The sequence below is a fragment of the Streptomyces sp. NPDC031100 genome, assembly GCF_055570785.1.
This window is the reverse complement of the sequence record NZ_JBVIGN010000001.1, coordinates 640,759-661,770: the sequence shown is the minus strand read 5'-3', so window position 1 is coordinate 661,770 and position 21,012 is coordinate 640,759. Positions and strand designations below refer to the sequence as shown.

Annotated in this window: 21 protein-coding genes, 1 other RNA gene and 1 pseudogene; 12 read left to right on the top strand and 11 right to left on the bottom strand. The window is 71.4% G+C overall.

Annotated features, from left to right (window positions below; all coding sequences use genetic code 11):
* Positions 1 to 8: 8 nt before the first annotated feature.
* Positions 9 to 650: a response regulator gene (locus ACZ5DS_RS03070; RefSeq protein WP_468233324.1), complete on the bottom strand. Its 642-nt coding sequence runs from the start codon at positions 648 to 650 to the stop codon at positions 9 to 11.
* A gap of 193 nt (positions 651 to 843) precedes the next feature.
* Here ACZ5DS_RS03070 and ACZ5DS_RS03065 point away from each other — a divergent pair, with 193 nt between their 5' ends.
* On the top strand, positions 844 to 2,409 hold the full coding sequence (locus ACZ5DS_RS03065; protein WP_468233876.1) for an alpha-L-arabinofuranosidase B: 1,566 nt from the start codon (positions 844 to 846) through the stop codon (positions 2,407 to 2,409).
* Here ACZ5DS_RS03065 and ACZ5DS_RS03060 read toward each other — a convergent pair.
* A complete protein-coding gene (locus ACZ5DS_RS03060) occupies positions 2,387 to 3,667 on the bottom strand; it encodes a sensor histidine kinase (protein WP_468233322.1) in 1,281 nt (426 codons plus the stop codon). The genes ACZ5DS_RS03065 and ACZ5DS_RS03060 overlap by 23 nt on opposite strands.
* Before the next feature lie 328 nt (positions 3,668 to 3,995).
* Here ACZ5DS_RS03060 and ACZ5DS_RS03055 point away from each other — a divergent pair, with 328 nt between their 5' ends.
* From ACZ5DS_RS03055 to ACZ5DS_RS03045, 3 genes are read left to right on the top strand one after another with little or no spacing between them, the layout of a single operon-like run.
* Positions 3,996 to 4,871 (top strand): MaoC/PaaZ C-terminal domain-containing protein, encoded by an 876-nt coding sequence (locus ACZ5DS_RS03055; RefSeq protein WP_468233321.1) that lies wholly within the window; start codon positions 3,996 to 3,998, stop codon positions 4,869 to 4,871.
* A 26-nt stretch (positions 4,872 to 4,897) separates the two neighbouring features.
* Positions 4,898 to 5,974 (top strand): Zn-dependent alcohol dehydrogenase, encoded by a 1,077-nt coding sequence (locus tag ACZ5DS_RS03050; protein ID WP_468233319.1) that lies wholly within the window; start codon positions 4,898 to 4,900, stop codon positions 5,972 to 5,974.
* Between the two features lie 15 nt (positions 5,975 to 5,989).
* A complete protein-coding gene (locus tag ACZ5DS_RS03045) occupies positions 5,990 to 6,928 on the top strand; it encodes a 3-oxoacyl-ACP reductase (RefSeq protein WP_468233317.1) in 939 nt (312 codons plus the stop codon).
* 84 nt (positions 6,929 to 7,012) lie between these two features.
* On the opposite strand, the gene ACZ5DS_RS03040 is transcribed toward ACZ5DS_RS03045, so the two are convergent.
* Positions 7,013 to 7,171: a hypothetical protein gene (locus ACZ5DS_RS03040; protein ID WP_468233315.1), complete on the bottom strand. Its 159-nt coding sequence runs from the start codon at positions 7,169 to 7,171 to the stop codon at positions 7,013 to 7,015.
* Positions 7,172 to 7,267: 96 nt separating this feature from the next.
* Positions 7,268 to 8,461, bottom strand: a complete 1,194-nt coding sequence (locus ACZ5DS_RS03035; RefSeq protein ID WP_468233313.1) for a hypothetical protein — start codon at positions 8,459 to 8,461, stop codon at positions 7,268 to 7,270.
* A gap of 186 nt (positions 8,462 to 8,647) precedes the next feature.
* Here ACZ5DS_RS03035 and ACZ5DS_RS03030 point away from each other — a divergent pair, with 186 nt between their 5' ends.
* The 3 genes from ACZ5DS_RS03030 to ACZ5DS_RS03020 are packed head-to-tail and all read left to right on the top strand — an operon-like array spanning position 8,648 to position 11,496.
* A complete protein-coding gene (locus ACZ5DS_RS03030) occupies positions 8,648 to 9,487 on the top strand; it encodes a Nif3-like dinuclear metal center hexameric protein (RefSeq protein ID WP_468233311.1) in 840 nt (279 codons plus the stop codon).
* Between the two features lie 14 nt (positions 9,488 to 9,501).
* Positions 9,502 to 10,245, top strand: a complete 744-nt coding sequence (locus ACZ5DS_RS03025; RefSeq protein ID WP_468233873.1) for a zinc ribbon domain-containing protein — start codon at positions 9,502 to 9,504, stop codon at positions 10,243 to 10,245.
* A 12-nt stretch (positions 10,246 to 10,257) separates the two neighbouring features.
* Positions 10,258 to 11,496, top strand: coding sequence for a bifunctional RNase H/acid phosphatase (locus ACZ5DS_RS03020; protein ID WP_468233309.1), 1,239 nt, complete (start codon positions 10,258 to 10,260; stop codon positions 11,494 to 11,496).
* Here the strand turns inward: ACZ5DS_RS03020 and ACZ5DS_RS03015 are convergent.
* Together ACZ5DS_RS03015 and yaaA are read right to left on the bottom strand one after the other, a co-directional pair.
* Entirely contained in the window at positions 11,468 to 12,115 is a 648-nt protein-coding gene (locus ACZ5DS_RS03015; protein ID WP_468233871.1) for a bifunctional 4-hydroxy-2-oxoglutarate aldolase/2-dehydro-3-deoxy-phosphogluconate aldolase, read from the bottom strand. The genes ACZ5DS_RS03020 and ACZ5DS_RS03015 overlap by 29 nt on opposite strands.
* Before the next feature lie 62 nt (positions 12,116 to 12,177).
* The gene (gene yaaA / locus ACZ5DS_RS03010) at positions 12,178 to 12,969 is read right to left on the bottom strand and encodes a peroxide stress protein YaaA (RefSeq protein WP_468233308.1); all 792 of its coding nucleotides are present in this window, start codon (positions 12,967 to 12,969) and stop codon (positions 12,178 to 12,180) included.
* A gap of 73 nt (positions 12,970 to 13,042) precedes the next feature.
* On the opposite strand from yaaA, the gene ACZ5DS_RS03005 reads away from it, so the two are divergent.
* From ACZ5DS_RS03005 to rnpB, 5 genes and pseudogenes are all read left to right on the top strand, one after another.
* The gene (locus tag ACZ5DS_RS03005; RefSeq protein ID WP_468233306.1) at positions 13,043 to 14,476 is read left to right on the top strand and encodes an RNB domain-containing ribonuclease; all 1,434 of its coding nucleotides are present in this window, start codon (positions 13,043 to 13,045) and stop codon (positions 14,474 to 14,476) included.
* 243 nt (positions 14,477 to 14,719) lie between these two features.
* Positions 14,720 to 14,956 (top strand): TetR-like C-terminal domain-containing protein, encoded by a 237-nt coding sequence (locus tag ACZ5DS_RS03000; protein WP_468233304.1) that lies wholly within the window; start codon positions 14,720 to 14,722, stop codon positions 14,954 to 14,956.
* Positions 14,957 to 14,974: 18 nt separating this feature from the next.
* Complete coding sequence (locus ACZ5DS_RS02995; protein ID WP_468233302.1) at positions 14,975 to 15,793, top strand: AraC family transcriptional regulator; 819 nt, start codon at positions 14,975 to 14,977, stop codon at positions 15,791 to 15,793.
* Between the two features lie 26 nt (positions 15,794 to 15,819).
* A pseudogene (locus ACZ5DS_RS02990) lies at positions 15,820 to 16,599 on the top strand (DMT family transporter); the annotation flags it as partial.
* A 118-nt stretch (positions 16,600 to 16,717) separates the two neighbouring features.
* An RNA gene (gene rnpB, locus ACZ5DS_RS02985) (RNase P RNA component class A) lies at positions 16,718 to 17,124 on the top strand.
* 229 nt (positions 17,125 to 17,353) lie between these two features.
* Here rnpB and ACZ5DS_RS02980 read toward each other — a convergent pair.
* From ACZ5DS_RS02980 to tgmA, 5 genes are all read right to left on the bottom strand, one after another.
* On the bottom strand, positions 17,354 to 18,088 hold the full coding sequence (locus ACZ5DS_RS02980; RefSeq protein ID WP_468233300.1) for a hypothetical protein: 735 nt from the start codon (positions 18,086 to 18,088) through the stop codon (positions 17,354 to 17,356).
* Between the two features lie 151 nt (positions 18,089 to 18,239).
* A complete protein-coding gene (locus ACZ5DS_RS02975; protein WP_468233298.1) occupies positions 18,240 to 18,461 on the bottom strand; it encodes a DUF6087 family protein in 222 nt (73 codons plus the stop codon).
* A 92-nt stretch (positions 18,462 to 18,553) separates the two neighbouring features.
* A complete protein-coding gene (tgmC, locus tag ACZ5DS_RS02970) occupies positions 18,554 to 19,717 on the bottom strand; it encodes an ATP-grasp peptide maturase system methyltransferase (protein ID WP_468233296.1) in 1,164 nt (387 codons plus the stop codon).
* Positions 19,714 to 20,679, bottom strand: a complete 966-nt coding sequence (gene tgmB / locus ACZ5DS_RS02965; RefSeq protein ID WP_468233294.1) for an ATP-grasp ribosomal peptide maturase — start codon at positions 20,677 to 20,679, stop codon at positions 19,714 to 19,716. The genes tgmC and tgmB overlap by 4 nt, the downstream gene beginning before the upstream one ends.
* Positions 20,679 to 20,939 carry a putative ATP-grasp-modified RiPP gene (gene tgmA, locus ACZ5DS_RS02960; RefSeq protein WP_468233292.1) on the bottom strand — a complete coding sequence of 87 codons (261 nt, stop codon included), beginning with the start codon at positions 20,937 to 20,939 and terminating at the stop codon, positions 20,679 to 20,681. Before tgmA ends, tgmB begins: the two co-directional genes overlap by 1 nt.
* Positions 20,940 to 21,012: the final 73 nt, after the last annotated feature.

Genomic DNA, 21,012 nt, shown 5'->3' with positions numbered 1-21,012 from the left:
CCGGGAGGTCACAACCACCCCTGCTGCCGGGCCTCCCGCACCGCCTCCGCCCGGTTCCGGGTCCCCGTCTTGCCGATCGCGGACGACAGGTAGTTGCGGACCGTCGACTCGGACAGGTGGAGCCTGGCGGCGACGTCCGCGACCGTCGCCCCGTCCGCCGACGCCTTCAGCACCTCGCACTCCCGGGCCGTCAGCGGGTTCGGCCCGGCGCTGAGGGCGGCCGCGGCCAGCGCCGGATCGACCACGGTCTCCCCGGTGAGCACGCGCCGGATCGCCTGGGCCAGCTCCTCCACCGGCCCGTCCTTGACGAGGAAGCCGGCCGCCCCGGCCTCCATGGCCCGGCGCAGATAGCCGGGCCGGCCGAAGGTGGTCAGGATCAGCACCCGGCAGTCGGGGGCCTGCTCGCGCAGCTCGGCCGCCGCGTCCAGGCCGCTCATGCCCGGGAGTTCGATGTCCAGCAGGGCCACGTCCGGCCGGTGCAGCTGCGCGGCGTCCACGATCGCGTCGCCGGCCGAGACCTGGGCGACCACCTCGATGTCGTCCTCCATGCCGAGCAGCAGGGCCAGGGCGCCGCGCATCATGCCCTGGTCCTCGGCGAGCAGGACCCGGATGTTCTTCACGACCCAAGCGTAGCCAAGAGCTGTGTCCATTAAAGACTCGTCATTGTTCGCGTCCGCGGGGGTTGACGGCTTCCGGTGACGCGCAAACAATCGCCTCTGCATTTCCGGTAATTGTTCGGTATTTCGACGTCGCATAGGTTCGGCATTTCGATCGAACGACGTTCGGTATATCGACCGCTCGGCCGACCGCCCCGCACCGCCCTACGAGGAACCGAAGAGGTACATCGTGCTCCCACCCCTCCTGCGCTCCTGTCCACGGCGGCTCAGAAGCGCCGCCCTGTCCGTGCTCGCGGCCCTCGCGACCGTCGCCGCGCTCGTCGTCGGCGCCCCGCAGGCCGCCGCCGCGAGTTCGCTGCCCTGTGACGTCTACGCCGCCGCGGGCACGCCCTGCGTCGCCGCGCACAGTCTCGCCCGGGCGCTCTACGCGTCGTACAACGGCCCGCTGTACCAGGTGCAGCGGGCCTCCGACGGCGCCACCGCGAACATCCGGCTGTTGACGACCGGCGGGTACGCCAACGCGGCCGCCCAGGACTCCTTCTGCTCCGGCACGACCTGCATCATCACCGAGATCTACGACCAGTCCCCGCGCCACAACGACCTCACGATCGAGGGCGCGGGCGGGGCCGGAGCGGCCGATGTCGGGGCGCCCGCGGACGCGCTGCCGGTGACCGTCGGCGGCCATCAGGTCTACGGCCTGGAGATCTCCGCCGGCATGGGCTACCGGGACAACTCCACCTCGGGCGTGGCCGTGAACGGGCAGGCCGAGGGGATGTACATGGTGACCTCCGGCACCCATGTCAACGGCCGCTGCTGCTTCGACTACGGCAACGCCGAGACCAACAACCTGGATACCGGCAACGGCCACATGGACGCCATCAACTTCGGCACCGAGTGCTGGTTCTCGCCCTGCTACGGGCAGGGGCCGTGGGTGCAGGCCGACCTGGAGAACGGCCTGTTCCAGTCCGACGCCGGGTACAGCAAGAACACCTCCAACACCGGAACCGGACCGATGCCGTTCGTGACCGCGCTGCTGAAGAACAACGGGCAGAACCATTTCGCGCTGAAATACGGAAATGCGCAATCCGGCGGGCTGACGACGACCTATTCCGGGGGCGAGCCGACCACCAGTGGCTACTCGCCGATGCACCAGGAGGGTGCGATCGTGCTCGGCACCGGCGGTGACAACAGCAACGGCTCCATCGGCTCCTTCTTCGAGGGCGTGATGACCTCCGGTATCCCGACGGACGCGGCCGACGACGCCGTCCAGGCCGACATCGTCTCCGTCGGCTACGGCGGCCCCACCGGCAGCACCGGCACGCTGGGCGCCGGCTCGGAGATCTCGCTGCGCGCGACGACCGCCTGCTGCACCACCGAATACCTCCGCCACCAGAACAATGCGGCCGTCATCTCCTCGGTGACGTCGAGCAGTTCCTCCCTCGACAGGAACGACGCGACCTGGATCGTGCGCCGGGGACTCGCCGACGGCTCCTGTGTCTCCTTCGAGTCGCGGAACTATCCCGGTGACTTCCTGCGCCACTACAACTTCCGGCTCTACCGGCAGCCCATGGACGGCACCAGCCGGTTCCGGGCCGACGCCACCTTCTGCCCGCAGACCGGCAAGAGCGGCACCGGCACCTCGTTCGCCTCGTACAACTACCCGACGCGATACCTGCGCCATTACAACCACGCCGTCTACATAGCGAGCAACGGCGGCTCCAACGCCTGGGACAGCAGCACCTCGTGGAGCGACGACGTGAGCTGGGCGGTCAGCTCGCCCTGGGCGCCGTAGTCGCCGCTCCCGAAGCGGTCAGTTCCGCCGGCTCCTCCGGGAGTTCGGCGGTGACCGTGAAACCGCCGCGGGGCGACGGGCCGGCCGTGAGCGAGCCGCCCGCCGCCGCGAGGCGCTCGGTCAGCCCCTTCAGACCGGTGCCGCCGATGCCCTCGCGCGGGCGGGTGACCGCCTTGCCGGTCCCGTTGTCGATGACGGTGAGCCGGGTCTGCTCGGTGGAGCTCTCGATGGTGATCTCGCAGCGGGTGGCGTCGCTGTGCCGGACGACGTTGGTGACCGCCTCGCGCACCACCCAGCCGAGCAGCGCCTCGGTCTGCGGGGCCAGCGGCGTCCCGGACTGGCGCACCACCGGCTCGATGCTCGTCGCGGACAGCGCCGAGCGGGCCCGGGTCAGCTCGGTGGCCAGGCTGCCCTCGCGGTAGCCGGTCACCGCCTCGCGGATCTCGGTGAGCGCCTGCCGGCCCACCGACTCGATGTCACCGATCTGTGTGAGCGCGGCGTCCAGGTCGCGCGGGGCGAGCCGCCGGGCCGCCTCCGACTTCACCACGATCACCGACAGGGTGTGGCCGAGCAGGTCGTGCAGATCGCGGGAGAAGCGCAGCCTCTCCTTCTCCACCGCCCGCCGGGCCAGCTCCTCCCGGGCGGCACGCAGCTCCCGCACCGCCTCGGACAGGCTGAGGATCGCGGCGGTCACCATGCTCGACAGGAAGGTGGCGTAACCGATGTTCGACGCGTCGCCCCAGCCGTCGCGGACGCCCGAGACGACACCCGCGTACACCGAGAGCAGCACACCGATACGGCCCAGCCAGGGGCCGCGCAGGGTGGCGCCGGTCGCGAGGCCCAGCAGCGGGAAGAACATCAGCCAGTTGCCGCCGTACCCGAGGGCCAGGCCGGTGGTCAGCAGGCCCATGAGCCCCAGCGCCACCCGGGTGGAGACCGACTCGCGCTTCTCGCGGTCGAAGGCGCGGAAGGTGACGTAGATGTACAGCGAGTTGAAGGTGAGCAGGCCCAGGCCGCCGATCAACGGGTTCGGGGTCTCGCCCTGGAGCAGGTTGGAGAAGGACCCGAGGCCCATCAGCAGCCAGGGCAGCAGGGCGAAGCCGGTGGGCGGCGGGCCGGGGTGGTCGACGGCCGCAACACCCCCGTTCTTCCGCGCGGCCCTCCGTTCGGTCTTGAAGCGCTCCATGTCCGTCTGCCATCGCGCCCGCGCCGCCCGCGCGGTCTCGATGCGGCCTTGTGCCTGCGCCCACCACGACATCTCCGTGTCCCCCGATCAGCTGGTCCCCGCCCGGCGGCGGTACGAAAGCACAGCGTACGAACCGAACGCCGGCCGCCATGTGCGTGTCATGCCTACGACGGTAGGGATCCGAGCCGGTCCCCGGCAGATGCGGATGTCCGCACTCGGGCAGTACAAATGTCACTGCCACGGCACTTGACGCGGCGTCAGGAGCCTTCACAACTGCGGAGCGCTGGGCTATACAGGGGGCGCCGGACTGGAACGCGTTCTAGATCCGCCCGTGGACGACCTCGGTGCGGCCGACGGTGCGGACGTCCGCACCGAGGTCTTGAGACCCGTCAGGAGCCCCATGCCCATCGACGCAGCCAAGGCCCTCGCCGCCGAGCCCCGGACCGGTGGGATCACCTGGACCGCCAAGGACGTCCAGCTCTACCACCTCGGCATCGGCGCCGGCGCCAACCCGGACCAGGACAGCCCCGCCACCCACCCCGACGAGCTGCGCTACACCCTGGAGTCCCGGCTGCACGTCCTGCCGAGCTTCGCCACCGTCGCCGGCTCCGGCGCGCCCGCGGTGATCAGCGGCCTGTCCCTGCCCGGCATCGAGGTCGACCTCGCCAAGGTCCTGCACGGCGGCCAGACCCTGCACATCCACCGGCCCCTGCCGGCCGAGGGCACCGCGACCGCGACCGGCCGTGTCGCCGCCGTCCATGACAAGGGCAAGGCCGCCGTCCTCGTCCTGCGCACCGAAGTCGGCGACGGCGAGGGCCCGTTGTGGACCAGCGACTCCCAGATCTTCCTGCGCGGCGAGGGCGGCTGGGGTGGCGGCCGCGGCCCCTCCGCCCGCCTGGAACCACCCACGGGCGCACCCGATCGCACCGTCGAGCGGCCGATCCGCCCCGACCAGGCCCTGCTCTACCGCCTCTCCGGCGACTACAACCCGCTGCACGCCGACCCCGAGTTCGCCAAGCTCGCCGGGTTCGACCGGCCCATCCTGCATGGCCTGTGCACCTACGGCATCACGCTCAAGGCGGTCGTGGACACACTCCTCGGCGGCGATGTGACCCGCGTCCGCTCCTACACCACCCGGTTCGCCGGCGTGGTGTACCCGGGGGAGACCCTGCGCATCCGGATGTGGCGGCGCGACGGCGAGGTCAGGGCCGCCGTGAGCGCCGTCGAGCGTGACGACGCGCCGGTCCTCGCCGACACCATCGTTCAGCACTCCTGAGTCAGCACTCCGAGGGGAGCCGCACCATGCGCGCAGCCGTACTGCACGAGATCGGCCAGGAAAAGCTGGAGGTCCTCGACGACATCGAGGCGGTGGGCTTTGGCCCCGGCAAGGTGAGGGTCCGGGTGCGCGCCACCGGGCTGTGCCACTCGGACCTGTCCGCGATGAACGGGGTGCTGCCGCAGCCGGCCCCGTTCGTGCCCGGCCACGAGGGCGCGGGCGAGATCCTCGAAGTCGGCGAGAACGTCACGAACGTGAAGCCCGGCGACCGCGTCGTCCTGTGCTGGCTGCCCGCCTGCGGCGCCTGTCCCGCCTGCAGGCGCGGCCAGACCCAGCTGTGCCTGGCCGGGTTCGTGAACGCGGGAATCCCCAACTTCAAGCGCCCCGGCGGTGACGTCTTCGGCTTCGCGGGCACCGGCACCTTCGCCGAGGAGGTCGTCGTGGACGCGGGCTGCGCCGTACCCATCCCGGACGACGTGCCCTACGACATCGCCGCCCTCATCGGCTGCGGGGTGACCACCGGACTCGGTGCCGCCCTCAACACCGCCGACGTACAGGCCGGTTCGTCGGTCGCCGTCATCGGCTGCGGAGGCGTCGGCATCGCCGCTGTACAGGGGGCGCGGCTGAAGGGTGCCGCCGAGATCGTCGCCGTCGACCCGGTCGCCTCCCGCCGCGAGTCCGCGCTCAGGTTCGGCGCCACGAAGGCCGTGTCGCCGGAGGAACTGGCCGACGCCAAGCAGCAGGTCACCGGCGGCGAGGGCTTCGACTACGTCTTCGAGGTCGTCGGCCGGTCCGCCACCGCCCGCACCGCGTACGAGAACACCCGGCGCGGCGGCACCCTCGTCGTGGTCGGCGCGGGCGCCATGGACGACTTCCTCCAGCTCAACATGTTCGAGCTGTTCTTCGACGAGAAGCGGATCCTGCCGTCCATGTACGGCGGCGGCGACGTCCTGCACTCCTACGAGCGCACCATCGCCCTGTGGCGGGCGGGCCGCGTCGATCTGGCCGGCCTGATCACCCACCGGGTGCCGCTGGCGGAGATCAACGAGGCACTGGACCAGATGCGTACCGGGACGGCCCTGCGTACGTGCATCGAGATCTGAGGACGGACTCCGTAGATGTCACTGCCACTTGAAGGCCTGTCCGCCGTCGTCACCGGCGCGGGCCGCGGTCTCGGCCGGGCCGAGGCCCTCGAACTCGCCCGGCTCGGCGCGGCCGTCGTCGTCAACGACTACGGACAGCCCGGCCGCGACGGCTCCGGCGAGGCCTCCGCGGGCCCCGCCGAGGAGGTCGCCGCCGAGATCCGCGAGCAGGGCGGCCGGGCGGTCGCGCACACCGGGGACGTCGCCGACTTCCCGCAGGCGCGCGAACTCGTCGGCCTGGCCGTCTCCGAGTTCGGCCGGCTGGACATCCTCGTCAACAACGCGGGGATCCTGCGCGACCGCATGGTCTTCTCCATGACCGAGGACGAGTGGGACTCGGTGATCCACGTCCACCTCAAGGGACACTTCAACACCACCCACTTCGCCGCCGTGCACTGGCGGGAGCGGTCCAAGGCGGCCGGGGGACCGGTGTACGGGAGGATCGTGAACACCTCCTCGGAGGCGTTCCTGGCCGGCTCCGCAGGACAGCCCAACTATGCGGCGGCGAAGGGCGGAATCGTCGGCCTGACCACCTCCACCGCGCTCGCCCTCGCCAAGTACGGCGTCACGGCCAATGCGATCTGCCCGCGCGCCCGTACCCGGATGACACAGGACGTCTTCGCGGGCTTCCAGGAACCGGACGAGGGTCTGGACCCGCTGTCCCCCGAGCATGTCGCCCCGCTCGTCGGCTATCTGGCCTCGCCCGCCGCCGCCGGGGTCAACGGGCAGCTGCTCGTGGTCCACGGCGGCATGGTCGCGATCGTCGAACGGCCTCGGGTGCAGGCGAAGTTCGACAGCAAGCAGGAGACGTTCACATACGACGAACTCGACGCGCTGCTCACCCCGCACTACGCGGACCGGCCGCCGGGGGAGACGTTCGCGGCGGCGGAGGTGCTGGGCCTCAAGCGCGGCTGAACAGGATTCAAGCGCGGCTGAACACGAGAAGAGGGGCTTCCCGTCCGGTGGTCCGGTGACGGAAGGCCCCTCTCCCCTGTACCGTCAGGCAGCAGCCTCGGCCGTCTCCTGGACCGGCTTGCGGTGCCGGCCGTGCGGAGTCGTCTCAGTGTCCTGGACCGCGATCGGGCCCCGGTGCCGGCCGTGGCCGACCGTCTCGTGAGAGTCGGCAGACAGCTGCTCCATCGTGCTGGTGTCGCTCATCGGAAGAATTCACCCCGTCAATATGATCTTTCGTACAGCCGGGCGAGTGTAACCGGCGCACCACGGGCCGAATCCAGGCGCACACGCCGACCGGTGCTACTTCGTTACAAGACCTCCCAGCGGTGCTTGCTGCAAGGGCACCGGACGGACCGTCACAGGCTCCGGAGGATCCGGTTCCGTCGCCTGGCGGGGTGCCTCGGGCGCCCCGCCAGGCGTGCCGTCCCGGACCGGATCCTCCAGACCCGCCTCCCCCGGTCCCCCCGTCTCCCCCCAGGGCGCCGTCAGCTCCGCCACGCCGCACGGGACCTCCCCCGTGGCGTACGGCAGCCGCAGCACCCCGTCCCGTGTCCACAGCCCGGACCCGGTCAACCACCCCTCGGGCGCGGGCAGATGACACACCTTCCGCTCGGCCGGCCGCCAGAGGCCGACCCAGCTGCCGAAGGGCCCGTCGATGCGCAGCGCCACCGCGCAGTTCTCCGGCATCAGCACCTGCCCCGGCTGGATCGCGAACGGCGTCACCGTGCAGTCCGTCACCCGCAGGCACTCCGGGAAGCGCACCGGCAGCGTGCTGCCCATGACCCCCCAGCCCAATCGTTCCTGCCCCGGGGAGGGCGCGTCCGAGGAGATCAACAGCAGCCCGCTGTCCGGGTCGGCGAGCAGCAAACGGTCGTCGCTGCCGTCCGCGATCTGCAGCAGCGGCGAGATCTCGCCGCCGCGCGCCAGGTCGACCACGACCGTCTTGGTGCGCCCGCCGAGTTCCCGGTCCAGCGCCAGCATCCGCCCGTCGTGGTCCAGCCAGGCCCCGCCCGAGCAGCGCCCCGGCACCTCGGCCAGCCGCTCGGGCCCGACGGCGCCCGCCACCCGCCACACCGCCGTGGAGCGCGCACCGACGGCCAGGGCGTAGGCGTGCACACCGCCCGGCGCGGGCGGCAGCAGCGTGAGCCGGGTGCCGGGTTCCGGGCACTCCACGGCGCCCAGCGGCAGCTCGCCGGTGCCGGGGCCGGTCGGGTACAGCAGCGAGAAGGTGTGCCGCAGCTCCACCAGTCGGTGGATCAGCACCCGCCCGTCTCCCATCGGCTGCACCCCGGTGCCCGGCTCCTCCGGCTGGTTCCCCGGCAGGGGCACGGCGTACGGCTCCGGGCCGTCCAGCCTCCAGCGCTCGGGGAACCAGGAGTCACCGTCCAGCGCCAGCCGGGCGGCGTACGCGCCGTCCGTCGTGATGGCGCACCCCGTCCCCGGCACACCGCCGTCCTCGCCGGTGGAGGGGGGTTCGATCGCACAGGCCGTCATCGTTCGGTCACCTCCGGCGACGAAGCTAGTTTTCGCACGCACAGGCGTGGGACCGGCCGAACCGTGCTTCACACATACGGGTGGCGCAGAAGCGATTCACCTGAGGGAACGGAGGGCCGTGTGCTCAGCGGGACCGGGGAAGCGGATGCGGTACAACCCCGCAGAACAGGCAGGTAGCCTTTTCCCGTGCCCCGTCTGTCTGAAGTCATCGCCGCGCTGGAGACCCTGTGGCCCGCCGAGCGGGCCGAGTCCTGGGACGCGGTCGGCACGGTCGTGGGCGATCCCGACCAGGAGATCACCCGGGTCCTGTTCGCCGTCGACCCCGTCCAGGACATCGTCGACGAGGCGGTGAAGCTCGGCGCCGACCTGCTGGTCACCCACCACCCGCTCTATCTGCGCGGTACGACGACGGTCGCGGCCACGCACTTCAAGGGCCGCGTCGTGCACACGCTCATCAAGAACGACATCGCGCTGCACGTCGCCCACACCAACGCCGACACGGCCGACCCGGGCGTCTCCGACGCGCTCGCCGGCGCGCTGGACCTGCGGGTCGTACGACCCCTCGTGCCGGACCCGACCGACCCCGAGGGCCGCCGGGGCCTCGGCCGCGTGTGCGAACTCGACCACCCGCTGACCGTGCGCGAGCTGGCCGCCCGGGCCGCCGAGCGGCTGCCCGCCACCGCGCAGGGCATCCGGGTGGCCGGCGACCCCGAGGCCGTCGTCCGCACGGTCGCCGTCAGCGGCGGCTCCGGCGACAGCCTCTTCGACCAGGTCCGCGCGGCCGGCGTCGACGCCTTCCTCACCTCCGACCTGCGCCACCACCCGGCCTCCGAGGCGGTGTCCCACAGTCCCCTCGCGCTGCTCGACGCGGCGCACTGGGCCACCGAGTGGCCCTGGTGCGAGCTGGCCGCAGCCCAGCTCGACGAGATCTCCGACCGCCACGGCTGGGACCTGCGCGTCCACGTGTCCAAGACGGTCACCGACCCCTGGACCGCCCACGCGGCGTCCTCCGTCACCACTAGCTAAATGGGAGCCCCCAACTGAACGCCGCGCCCGCCGACCAGATCCGACTCCTCGACGTCCAGGCCCTCGACGTCCGCCTGCAGCAGCTGGCGCACAAGCGGAGGTCGCTGCCCGAGCATGCCGAGATCCAGTCGCTGACCAAGGACCTCACGCAGCTGCGCGACCTGCTGGTGGCCGCGCAGACCGAGGAGAGCGACACCGCCCGCGAGCAGACCAAGGCCGAGCAGGACGTGGACCAGGTGCGCCAGCGCGCCGCCCGCGACCAGCAGCGCCTGGACTCCGGCGCCGTCACCTCGCCGAAGGACCTGTCCAACCTCCAGCACGAGATCGCCTCCCTCGCCAAGCGCCAGGGCGACCTGGAGGACGTCGTCCTCGAGGTCATGGAGCGCCGCGAGGCCGCGCAGGAGCGGGTCGGCGAGCTGACCGAGCGGGTCGCCTCCGTGCAGTCGAAGATCGACGACGCCGTCGCCCGCCGGGACTCGGCCTTCGAGGAGATCGACGGCGAGGCCGCCACGGTGACCAAGGAGCGCGAGGTCATCGCCGGCTCCGTCCCCGCGGACCTGCTCAAGCTGTACGACAAGCTGCGCGAGCAGCAGGGCGGCATCGGCGCGGCCAAGCTGTACGCCCGCACCTGCCAGGGCTGCCGTCAGGAGCTGGCCATCACCGAGCTGAACGAGATCCGCGCGGCGGCGCCGGACACGGTGGTCCGCTGCGAGAACTGCCGCCGCATCCTGGTGCGCACGGCCGAGTCCGGTCTGTAAGGGGCTTCAGGGGTGAGGGAGTTCATCGTCGAGGCCGACGGCGGGTCGCGGGGCAACCCGGGGCCCGCGGGCTACGGGACCGTGGTGATCGACGCGGCGACGGGCGAGACCCTCGCGGAGGCCGCGGAGTACATCGGCTTCGCCACGAACAACGTGGCCGAGTACCGCGGCCTGCTCGCCGGACTGCGCACCGCGCACGCCCTCGACCCCTCGGCCCGGATCCACGTCCGCATGGACTCCAAGCTCGTGATCGAACAGATGTCGGGCCGCTGGAAGATCAAGCACCCCTCCATGAAGCCCTTGGCGGCGGAGGCCAACCAGGTCTTCCCTGCGGACCGGATCACCTACGAGTGGATCCCCCGCGAACAGAACAAACACGCCGACCGCCTGGCCAACGAGGCGATGGACGCGGGAGCCAAGGGGGGCCAGTGGTCCCTGTCGGAGTCCCGGGCCGCCCTGGAAACCCCGGCCGCGGATGCTGCTGTATCCGCCGTGGCCGCGGGCAGTCGTGCCGCCGGGGCGGCGCCCGTCCCACAGATGGCGGCACCTCCCGGCGAGCAGCGCCCTGCCACCCCCGACGAGGAGCACCGCGCGACGCCGGGGTGGAGCGCCGCCCCCGATATGGGCGCCCCCGCCACGTTCGTCCTCCTGCGTCACGGTGAAACCCCCCTCACCCCCCAGAAGCGCTTCTCCGGCAGCGGCGGCACCAACCCCTCCCTCTCGGACGCAGGGCGGGAGCAGGCCCGGCGAGTGGCAGAGGCACTCGCCAAGCGGGGCACGATCCAGGCGATCGTCGCCTCCCCGCTCGCCCGCACCCGCGAGACCGCCGGCATCGTCGCCGCCCGCCTCGGTCTGGACGTGGCGGTCGAGGAGGGCCTGCGGGAGACGGACTTCGGCGCCTGGGAGGGCCTCACCTTCGCCGAGGTCCGCGAACGTCACCCGGACGACCTGAACGCCTGGCTCGCCGACCCGGAGGCCCACCCCACCGGCGGCGGCGAGAGCTTCGCGGAGACCGCCACCCGCATGGAGGCGACCCGGGAGAAGCTGGTCGCGGCCTACGCGGGCCGCACGGTCCTGCTGGTCACCCACGTCACCCCGATCAAGACCCTCGTCCGGCTCGCCCTCGGCGCCCCGCCCGAGTCGCTGTTCCGCATGGAACTCTCCGCCGCCTCCCTGTCGGCGGTCGCGTACTACGCGGACGGCAACGCGAGCGTGCGGCTCTTCAACGACACGTCCCACCTTCGTCCCTGAGCCCGGCGGCGGCCCGCGCCAGGTCCTCGATCCGGGCCCAGTCCCCGGCGGCCACCGCGTCCGCCGGGACCATCCAACTCCCGCCCACACAGCCGACGTTGGGCAGCGCGAGATACTCCGGCGCGGTCGCCGGTCCGATTCCGCCGGTCGGGCAGAAGCGGGCCTGCGGCAGCGGCCCGGCCAGGGACTTCAGATAGGCCGTGCCACCGGCGGACTGAGCCGGGAAGAACTTCATCTCCCGCACCCCGCGCTCCAGCAGGGTCACGACCTCCGAGGTGGTCGACACCCCCGGCAGGAACGGCACCCCGGACGCCCGCAGCGCCGTCAGCAGCGCGTCCGTCCACCCCGGACTGACCAGGAACCCCGCCCCGGCCGCCACGCACGCGCTCACCTGCTCCGGCGTGAGGACCGTGCCCGCCCCGACCACCGCGTCCGGCACCTGGTCGGCGATCGCGCGGATCGCGTCGAGTGCGGCCGGCGTCCGCAACGTCACCTCGATCGCGGGCAGCCCGCCGGCCACCAACGCACGGGCGAGCGATACGGCGTAGGCGGCGTCCTCGATGACGACGACGGGCAGGACGGGCGCGAGGTCCAGCACAGACGAGGGCATGCCGCTCATCCTGCCGATGCGCTGCAGGTTACGCAAAAGGCGTTGCATATGCTGCAACGCCTTTCAGGGGGCTAGTGGATCTCCTCCACCAGCACATCCAGCGACCACGGCTTCCCGGCCTTCCCCGGCGCCTCCGCCTCCACGACGTACCCGAGATCCCGCAGCGCCTCCACCAGCTCGGCGGGGCCCTTCGGCGCGGCCCCCTCCGCCAGCAGGCTCCGTACGATCCGCCCCTTCGTCGCCTTGTTGAAGTGGCTGACGACCTTCCGCGTCGGCGCGTGCAGCACCCGCACGGTTGCGGTCCGCTCGGCCACCTCGCCCTTCGGCTTCCACGCGGCCGCGTACGCGGCGGACCGAAGATCCAGGACCAGCCCGTCCCCGGCGGCCTCGGGCAGCACCGACGCCATCGGCGTCCGCCAGTGGGCGCCCAGCGCCCCGAGCCCCGGCAGCTTCACGCCCATCGAACAGCGGTAGGAGGGAATCCGGTCCGTCACCCGCACTGCTCCCCACAGCCCCGAGAAGACCAGCAGCGAGCGCGCCGCCCGCTTCTTCGCGGCCGCGTCCAGCGAGGCCAGGCCCAGGGCGTCGTACAGGACACCGGTGTAGATCTCCCCGGCGGGACGGGCCCCGGCCGTGCGCAGTCCGGCGTTCTTCGCGACCTCGCCGCGCAGCCCCTCGCTCAGCCCGAGCACCTCACGCGCCTTCTCGTTCTGCTCGGGGTCCCCGGCACACAGCTCGACCAGCTCCCCGAGCACGGCCTCCCGCGCGCCGGTCAGCCCCGGCAGCGACAGGGACTCCAGCTTCAGCGGGGCGCCACGGCCCGAGGACGCCTTGCCTTCCGAGGGCGGCAGCAGGACAAGCACGGGTACTCCTTCTCTCCGGTTCTGCGCCAGGGTACGGGGTGCTGCCCCAGCACCTTCGACCTACGCTCGACACATGCCCCGCCGCAAGATCCGCGTGACCGGCGCCCCCGAGGCCCCCCTCCGGGCCGCCCTCGCCGCGCTCCGCGCCGAACTCGGCATCCCGGAGGCCTTCCCGCCCGAGGTCCAGCAGGAGGCCGAGCGCTCGGCGAAGGCACCCGCCCTGCCGTCGTACGACGCCACGGACCTCCCCTTCTTCACCGTCGACCCGCCCACCGCCACCGACCTCGACCAGGCGATCCACCTGTCCCGGCAGGGCACCGGATACCGGGTCCGGTACGCCATCGCCGACGTCGCCGCCTTCGTCGCACCCGGCGGCGACCTGGACGCGGAGACGCACCGGCGGGTGAACACCCTCTACTTCCCGGACGAGAAGGTCCCGCTGCACCCCACCGTGCTCAGCGAGGGCGCCGCGAGCCTGCTCCCGGACCAGGCCCGGCCGGCCGTGCTGTGGACGGCGGACCTGGACGCCGAGGGCCGTACCCTCGCCGTCGACGTGCGCCGCGCCCTGGTCCGCAGCCGGGCCAAACTCGACTATGCGGGCGTGCAGAGGGCGATCGACGCCGGAACGGCCGAAGAACCCGTCGCGCTGCTCAAGGAGATCGGCGAGGCGAGGGAGCGGCTGGAGGTCGAGCGCGGGGGCATCTCCCTCACCGTGCCCGAGCAGGAGATCGTGCAGAGGAACCACTCGTACGAACTCGCTTTCCGCGCCCCGCTGCCCGCCGACGGCTGGAACGCCCAGATCTCCCTGCTCACCGGCATGGCCGCGGCCGACCTGATGCTGGCCGCCGGCACCGGAATCCTGCGCACCCTCCCGGCCGCGCCCGACGGCGCCGTTGCCCGCCTGCGCCGCACCGCGGTCGCCCTGCACATCGACTGGCCGCACCACGTGTCGTACGCGGCGCTGATCCGCACCCTCGACCCGCACGACCCCCGTCACGCGGCCTTCCTCCAGGAGTGCACGACCCTGCTGCGCGGCGCGGGCTACACGGTCTTCCGGGACGCCGACCTGCCCGCGATCACCACGCATGCCGCCGTCGCCGCCCCCTACGCCCACTGCACCGCCCCGCTGCGCCGGCTCGCCGACCGCTACGCCGCCGAACTCTGCCTCGCGGCCGCCGCCGGCCAGAGCCCGCCCGCCTGGGTCCTCGCCGCGCTCGACGCCCTGCCGCAGCAGATGACCGAGGGCACGCGCCGCGCGGCCACGGTCGAGCGGGAGTGCCTCGACATCGTCGAGGCCGCCCTCCTCAAGGACCGGGTCGGTGAGGTCTTCGACGGCTGCGTGGTCGACCTCTCGGAGCGCGAACCGGCCGTAGGCACCGTGCAGTTGGAGTCGCCGGCCGTGATCGGCCGGATCGAGGGCGAGCACCTGCCGCTCGGGGAACGGCTCCGGGTCCGGCTCACCCGAGCGGATCCGGGGACGCAGAAGGTCCTGTTCGCGCCCGCGTGAGGGCCCCTACGAGGCCGTCGGGGTCCTCGGAGCGCAGGCGGACCACGCGCACCTCGCGGCGGCGGCCGAACACCCGCACCGCAATGCACCCAGCGTCACCGCTGTCCGTTGCACCAAGGGCACACGGTATCCGTGCTACCCGGTTCCGGCCGTGCTGAAGGTCGCCAGGGCGCCGTCGAAGAGGCGGTCGGCGCCGGTGTCCTGTGCGTTGCCGACGGCCCGGTCGACGACGATCTTCCACTCATGGCCGCCTGCGTCGTGGTACAGCTCGCTCTTGCGTCCGTTTCCGCATTCCCCGCCGGCTTGGCGGACCGGACCGCCCTGCCCCTGCCGCGGGCCCGCGCCGGTGACATGGATCTCGCCATCGCCACCTGGGCCTTCGCGCACGGCCTGGTCATCCTGGAGATCCACGGCCGGTTCCCCGCAGACGCCGACCTGGACGCGGCATGGAAGCGGGGTCGAAAGACGTTGCACCCGTAGCGGAAGGGGTGATGCGGCATGGCGGAACAGGCGCTGTGGACCAGGGCACGACTGGGCCGGTGCGGCCCGCCGCTCGACCTCCTGACGGCGAGCTTCCGCCGCCACACCTACGCCCCCCACGCCCACGACGAGTACACGATCGGCGTCTGCATCGGCGGCACCGAGGTGATCGACTACCGGGGCGGGCACATCCGCACCGGCCCCGGCACGATCGTCGTCCTCGACCCCGGCGAGATGCACACCGGCGGTCCCGGAAACCCCACCGACGGCTACGCCTACCGCGCCCTGTACGCCGAGCCGTCCCTGCTGGCCGACGGCACCCTCGGCGGCCTCCCGCACTTCCGCGAACCGCTCCTGCACGATCCCGAACTGGCCACGGCCCTCCGCCTCGCCCACACGGACCTCAGCGCGTGCCCGGACCCCCTGGAGGCCGAGTCCCGCCTGCCCTGGCTGCTGACGGCCCTGGCGTGCCGCCACTCCACGGCGCGACCGGTCTCCGACCGGATCCCCGGCGCGGCCACGATCGCCCTGACGGTCCGCGACCGCCTGGCCGACGAGCTCACGACCCCGCCCTCGCTGGCCCTGCTCGCCGCCGACCTCGGCCTGTCCCGCTACCAGCTCCTGCGGGCCTTCCGTACGACGATGGGCATACCCCCGTACGCCTGGCTCGCCCAGTACCGGGTGAGCCGGGCGCGGGTGCTGCTGGAGACCGGCCTGCGCCCGGCCGAGGTGGCGGGCCTGGTGGGCTTCGCCGACCAGGCGCACCTGACCCGCTGGTTCCGCCGGGTGCTGGGCGTGACGCCGGCGGCGTACCGCAACAGCGTTCAAGACGACTAAGGGGGAGGTGGCCGAAACTCGCCCCTATGACTGCACGTGGCTGGTTCCTCTTCTCCCTCCTGGGAGTGATCTGGGGCATCCCTTATCTGCTGATCAAGGTGGCGGTGGCCGAGGTGTCCCCGCCGATGCTGGTCTTCACGCGCTGCGCACTCGGCGCGGCCCTCCTGCTCCCGTTCGCGTGGCGACAAGGCGGCTTTCTCGGGACGATACGCACCCACTGGCGCCCCATGCTGGCCTTCGCAGGTCTGGAAATCATGGTCCCCTGGGTGGCGCTGACCGACGCGGAACGGCACCTGTCCAGCTCGACGGCGGGCCTGCTGATCGCGGGCGTCCCGATCGTCGGCGTGCTACTGGCCCGCTTCTTCGGTTCGACCGAATACCTGGGAGCACGCCGCACGGCCGGCCTGGCCCTGGGCTTGGCGGGGGTCACCGTCCTGGCGCTCCCGCACCTCACCGGCGGCGACACCCGCTCCCTGGCCGAGGTCCTCCTCACTGTCCTGGGCTACGCCACGGCGCCCCTGGTGGCCGCGCGCCGCCTCAAGGACGTCCCGTCCCTGCACCTGACGTCGGCCTGCCTGACCCTGGCCGCGCTGGCCTACGCACCCGCGGCGGCCCTCACCCACCCGTCCTCCGTCCCCTCCTTGCCGGCCCTGGCGGCCCTGGCGGGCTTGGGTGTGCTCTGCACGGCACTGGCCTTCGTGGCGTTCCTGGAACTGATCAAGGAGGCGGGCCCGACCCGGGCGACGGTGATCACGTACGTCAACCCGGCGGTGGCGGTGGCCGCAGGCGCCCTCTTCCTGAACGAACCGCTGACCCTCTCCGTACTGGCCGCCTTCGCCCTGATCCTGACGGGCTCGGTGCTGGCGACGGCCGCCACCGGTCCGCGCCGCGGCTCCCGCCCGGTACCATGGTCGACACGGCAGACGAGCCGGGCGGACGGCCGCGTGGAGTCCCCTTAGGGGGGCTTCCCGAGGAACGTCCGGGCTCCACAGGGCAGGGTGGTGGCTAACGGCCACCCGGGGTGACCCGCGGGACAGTGCCACAGAAAACAAACCGCCCAGCGCTCAGGCGCTGGGTAAGGGTGAAACGGCGGTGTAAGAGACCACCAGTGCCCAGGGTGACCTGGGCAGCTAGGTAAACCCCACCCGGAGCAAGGTCAAAAGGAGCCGCCGCAAGGCGCGCTCTGCGCGGACGTCCGAGGGCTGCCCGCCCGAGTCCGCGGGTAGACCGCACGAGGCCGGTGGCAACACCGGCCCTAGATGGATGGCCGTCGCCGGGGGGTCCGCGAGGACCCCTCGGAACAGAACCCGGCGTATAGCCCGACTCGTCTGCCTCTCAGGGCTTCTGACCAGTAGAAACACCGGTCAGAGGTCCTTCTCCGTGTATAGGCAGGTCTCGCTGGACCCCGGTTCACACCGGTTCGAACGGGACCGCGTGGCTACTAACGTAGCCACGAAAGTAGCCATGCCTCGCGGCGACGGCGAGCCGGTGAGCCCCGGCAGGTGCTTGTCTGGCCGGGGCGCCTCCTGGCGGAGTGAGCGGCGTGCTCACTCTTTGCAGCTACGCCTGTGTCTCTCCGGGTCTGGGTGGCGATCCGGCGGTGGCGAATCGGTCCGCTTCTGCTCGTCCAGCCACGCTTCGATACCGCCAGGCATTTGGGCCGGAAGCGTCGAACGGGATGACTGGGACAGGCGGAAGGCTGGCCAATGTTGCCGCCAGCTCGGAATTCGGCAACGCGGCGACAGAAGGCTCAAGCGCCTCGATTCTGGCCAGAATGCGGTGAAGCTCCTCAGCCATGAGCTTCAGGTCCAGCGTGGCGCCGTCCACCGCAATCGTCTCCGCCTGCACATCGACAAGACGCATGGGAGGCGCAGGGAACTCCGTTATGGCGCCATCCTGTAGATCCTCAAGCGTTGGGCGGGGAAGGTGGACAATCCATTCGTCCAGCCGTTCATCAAAGTGCTCGCTACCGTTTCGAACCGCCCGAGCCGCCAAAGGAGACTCGTCCTGCACGGCGAGTGCATCTCGCAGATAGGCGCCCCTGGCCTTCCGCCACCGCAAGCCTTCGTCGGTCTGCCCCTTGCCCTTCTTCTCAACGGGCCACACCATCCTGGAAACCTTGCCGGTGAAGCCGAGGAGGTCCTCGAAGCAGATCCAAGCGGCCGGCGGTACCAGAGCACTTCGGGCGAGATCGACCAGGGCTTCCAGTGCTGCCAGCGCATAGCGGGCATCGCGTGCCAGCAAGGTCAGGTAGACCCTCTGTGCCCAAGGGTCCTGAGATATGTCGTCGCCCACGGGCGTCATTGTGGCGTTCTTCTGCCACTGGGCGGAAGCGAGTTTCAGTTTGGCTCGGGTCGGCCGTCGGTGAGGTGGGAAAGACCCCTGGTCATGTGTTTCTCCTGGCCAGGGGATCTTTCTGGGGTGCGGATGAACCTCGTTGCCGGGATTATCGCGGCGCCCGGGGCTTCCGGTGTTTGCCGGTCCCAGGGCCGAGCTTCGGCGCTGGCTCCGAGGAAGGGGCGACCTCGGTGGCGGGGAACAGAACACGCCTCGCCTCCGCGAGATTCGCCGCGAAGCCGTGGGGCTCCCACAGGTGGCAGTTCCACCGCTGGATTGCCCGGAGCGCGTCAGGGTTCAGGTGCGACCCACGCGGGCCGTCGCCGCTCACGAGAGGTATGGCGCGGGCTGTCCGATCCTCGCGTCACGGCGCTCGGCCCACTGGGACAGCGACTCATCGTCCATTCCCAGGAGGGAAGCGGCTCAGGCGAGCCGGTGTTCCCAGCGCAGCGAGGGACTTCGGTCGATCCAGTACAGGTGGGAGTTGGTCGTCACGCGGAGTCGAATGGCCTCGATGTCCGGCGTTCCGGCGTCCTGCCAGGCGACAAGGGAGCGTTCGATGTCGTCCCACAGAGCCACGGGGCCGCCCTGCCGGACGGTCCAGCTCTCGCCGTCGGCGATGAACTCGGCGAACGATTCCCGCTCCGGATCGAACAGGTACCGCAAGGGAGAGCCGTCGCTGCGGGTGGCGCGGACGAACTGCGCACCGGGCGCCGCGAGCTGCGCGAGGAAGGCGGGCATCCACTCTTCCAAGGCGAGAGGGGACACCAGCACGGTCCGCTCGCTGTCTGCGTAGGCGGTCCGGGCGGAGAGGTCGCCCGCCACGGGAGTCACCGCCTGGGCTCGTGCCTGCATGAAGGAGGAGCGCCCTATGATCGCGCCCTCGGCGGTACCGTCCTCGCCGACGGTGACCTTCGCGAGGCCGGTACCCCAAGGCCAGGAGCCGACCGTGCCGAGGACGATGCCATCTGGCTTCGTCTGCCTGATCCACGTATACGGGATGCGTCGGACCGCGCAAGTGGCGATGACCCGGTCGTACGGCGCCCGGTGTGGATGGCCGAGGAGCCCGTCGCCCGTCACCGTCCACGTCGAAAAGCCGACGGTTTCCAGGGCGGCATCGGCGCGTGTCGCCACCTGCGGGTCGAGCTCGATCGTGGTGACGTTGTCCTCGCCGAGGTAGTGGCACATCAGGGCCGTGGAGTATCCGGTGCCCGTGCCGATCTCCAGGACGCGGTGTTCCGTCGTGAGGTCGAGGGCCTCGATCATGCTGACGACGGTGGTCGGGTCGGTCGAGGACGACGTGGGCACGCCCGCGACGGGTTCGCCGGTCTGGTCGGCAGTGAGGTGGCCGTCAAGCTGGGTGGTGAGGGTGTCGACGCTATACGCGATCTTCAGCCACTCGTCCGGGTCCGTACCGACAGCGGTGACGGGCCGCCAGGTTCGACCCTTGCCGAGGAAGACTCCGGGATGGAGGAACTGCTCGCGGGGGACCGTCTCGACGGCCCCGCGCAGCCAGGGGGACTTCAGGATGCCCTTGTTCGCGAGCACGGCCGCCATGCGGCGCCGCTCGGGTACCGGGTCGGTCATCGGCGGTCTCCTTGCATGAGTAGGTCGGCGAAGGCGGCGGACATCGGGAGGCCGGTCTCGGTCTCCAGCCACCCCCACTGCCCATTGGGATTCAGCTCCAGCCACCAGTAGTCCCCCGCCCGGTCCACCGCGAGGTCGAAGCTCCCTGATACCAGCTCCAGCCGGTCCAGGTAGGCGTGCAGTGCCTTGTCCACCCGGTCGGGAAGGTGCTCCACGGTGTATGTCAGAGCGCTGTAGTCCTTGCGCCAGTCCAGCAGTTCGGAGTCGATGCGCACGGAGAACGTGTGCCGCCCTACGATCAGGACGCGGAGATCGGCGGCCTTGTCCACGCGGGCCTGGAACAGGTGGGGCGTGACGCGAACGCTGTCGTCGATCTCGTCGGGGGTGACGGGGGCAGCCCATCCGGTCACCGGTACGCCGTCACGCGTATAAGGGGTCCACCGCAGCGTCTTGAAGATCGCGCCTCCTTGCCTGCGGATGAACTCGCGTGCCTCGGTCGGGTTGTTGGTGACGAGGGTGGGCGGGATGGTGAAGCCGAGCTGCTGGGCGAGAGCGAGTTGGACGGGTTTGTAGTCGGCCGCTGCGATGCGTAACGGGTGGTTGACCCAGAGCGGGCCGTCCAAGGCGTAGAGCGTGCCCCCAAGCCCGTAGCGGACCTGCGCCGCCGCGAAACGGGAGTCGTCCGGGGACAGGTTGGCGAATGACGGCCAGTCCGGGCGGCGCCAGTAAACCGATCGGACGCGGGTCAGGTCGGCGGTTCTCGACGGGGTGCGCACTTGCCCGACCACAGGGGCCGGGCAGGTGCCGAACCGAGCCGAGACCGTGAGGTCCCCGCCGACGTCGGCGGGGTTGAACCGGACCACCGGCACATCGCGCCGGTTGAGTTCGCTGATCACCATGTCGGCGGTGATGTCGTCCGCCTCTGTGGCCACCAGAACCGGCCTCTTCTCGGTCACGGTCATCAGTCCTGGCTGCTGTCCTGGTCGTGACCCTGGTCGTTCCGGGAGTCCGAGTTCGTCGTCGTGGAGGTCTCGGTGCCGGAGCTGGTGCCGTGCTTGCCCATCTCGACCACCTGACCGGTGTGGTCACGGAACACCCCGAGCTGCGTCGTGGGGTCGATGGTGACCGTGGCGTGGGGCCGGCGGATGGTCGTCGGGTAGGGCGCGAGTCGGCCCGCACCCCACGGCCGGGTGAGGGTGGGGAGTACGACAGAGGTGGTCATGAGACTCCTTGGGTTGAAGGGGCATGGTGCGGGATACCGCCCGCGTCGGCAGGATGCGGACGGCGATCTGCGG

Excerpts from the sequence above, each read along its gene's own strand:
- ACZ5DS_RS03070 (WP_468233324.1), bottom strand. The coding sequence starts at position 650 with ATGGACACAGCTCTTGGCTACGCTTGGGTCGTGAAGAACATCCGGGTC.
- ACZ5DS_RS03060 (WP_468233322.1), bottom strand. The coding sequence starts at position 3,667 with ATGTCGTGGTGGGCGCAGGCACAAGGCCGCATCGAGACCGCGCGGGCG.
- ACZ5DS_RS03055 (WP_468233321.1), top strand. The coding sequence starts at position 3,996 with ATGCCCATCGACGCAGCCAAGGCCCTCGCCGCCGAGCCCCGGACCGGT.
- ACZ5DS_RS03050 (WP_468233319.1), top strand. The coding sequence starts at position 4,898 with ATGCGCGCAGCCGTACTGCACGAGATCGGCCAGGAAAAGCTGGAGGTC.
- ACZ5DS_RS03045 (WP_468233317.1), top strand. The coding sequence starts at position 5,990 with ATGTCACTGCCACTTGAAGGCCTGTCCGCCGTCGTCACCGGCGCGGGC.
- ACZ5DS_RS03040 (WP_468233315.1), bottom strand. The coding sequence starts at position 7,171 with ATGAGCGACACCAGCACGATGGAGCAGCTGTCTGCCGACTCTCACGAG.
- ACZ5DS_RS03035 (WP_468233313.1), bottom strand. The coding sequence starts at position 8,461 with ATGACGGCCTGTGCGATCGAACCCCCCTCCACCGGCGAGGACGGCGGT.
- ACZ5DS_RS03015 (WP_468233871.1), bottom strand. The coding sequence starts at position 12,115 with ATGAGCGGCATGCCCTCGTCTGTGCTGGACCTCGCGCCCGTCCTGCCC.
- ACZ5DS_RS03005 (WP_468233306.1), top strand. The coding sequence starts at position 13,043 with ATGCCCCGCCGCAAGATCCGCGTGACCGGCGCCCCCGAGGCCCCCCTC.
- ACZ5DS_RS03000 (WP_468233304.1), top strand. The coding sequence starts at position 14,720 with ATGGCCGCCTGCGTCGTGGTACAGCTCGCTCTTGCGTCCGTTTCCGCA.
- ACZ5DS_RS02995 (WP_468233302.1), top strand. The coding sequence starts at position 14,975 with ATGGCGGAACAGGCGCTGTGGACCAGGGCACGACTGGGCCGGTGCGGC.
- tgmC (WP_468233296.1), bottom strand. The coding sequence starts at position 19,717 with ATGACCGACCCGGTACCCGAGCGGCGCCGCATGGCGGCCGTGCTCGCG.
- tgmB (WP_468233294.1), bottom strand. The coding sequence starts at position 20,679 with ATGACCGTGACCGAGAAGAGGCCGGTTCTGGTGGCCACAGAGGCGGAC.
- tgmA (WP_468233292.1), bottom strand. The coding sequence starts at position 20,939 with ATGACCACCTCTGTCGTACTCCCCACCCTCACCCGGCCGTGGGGTGCG.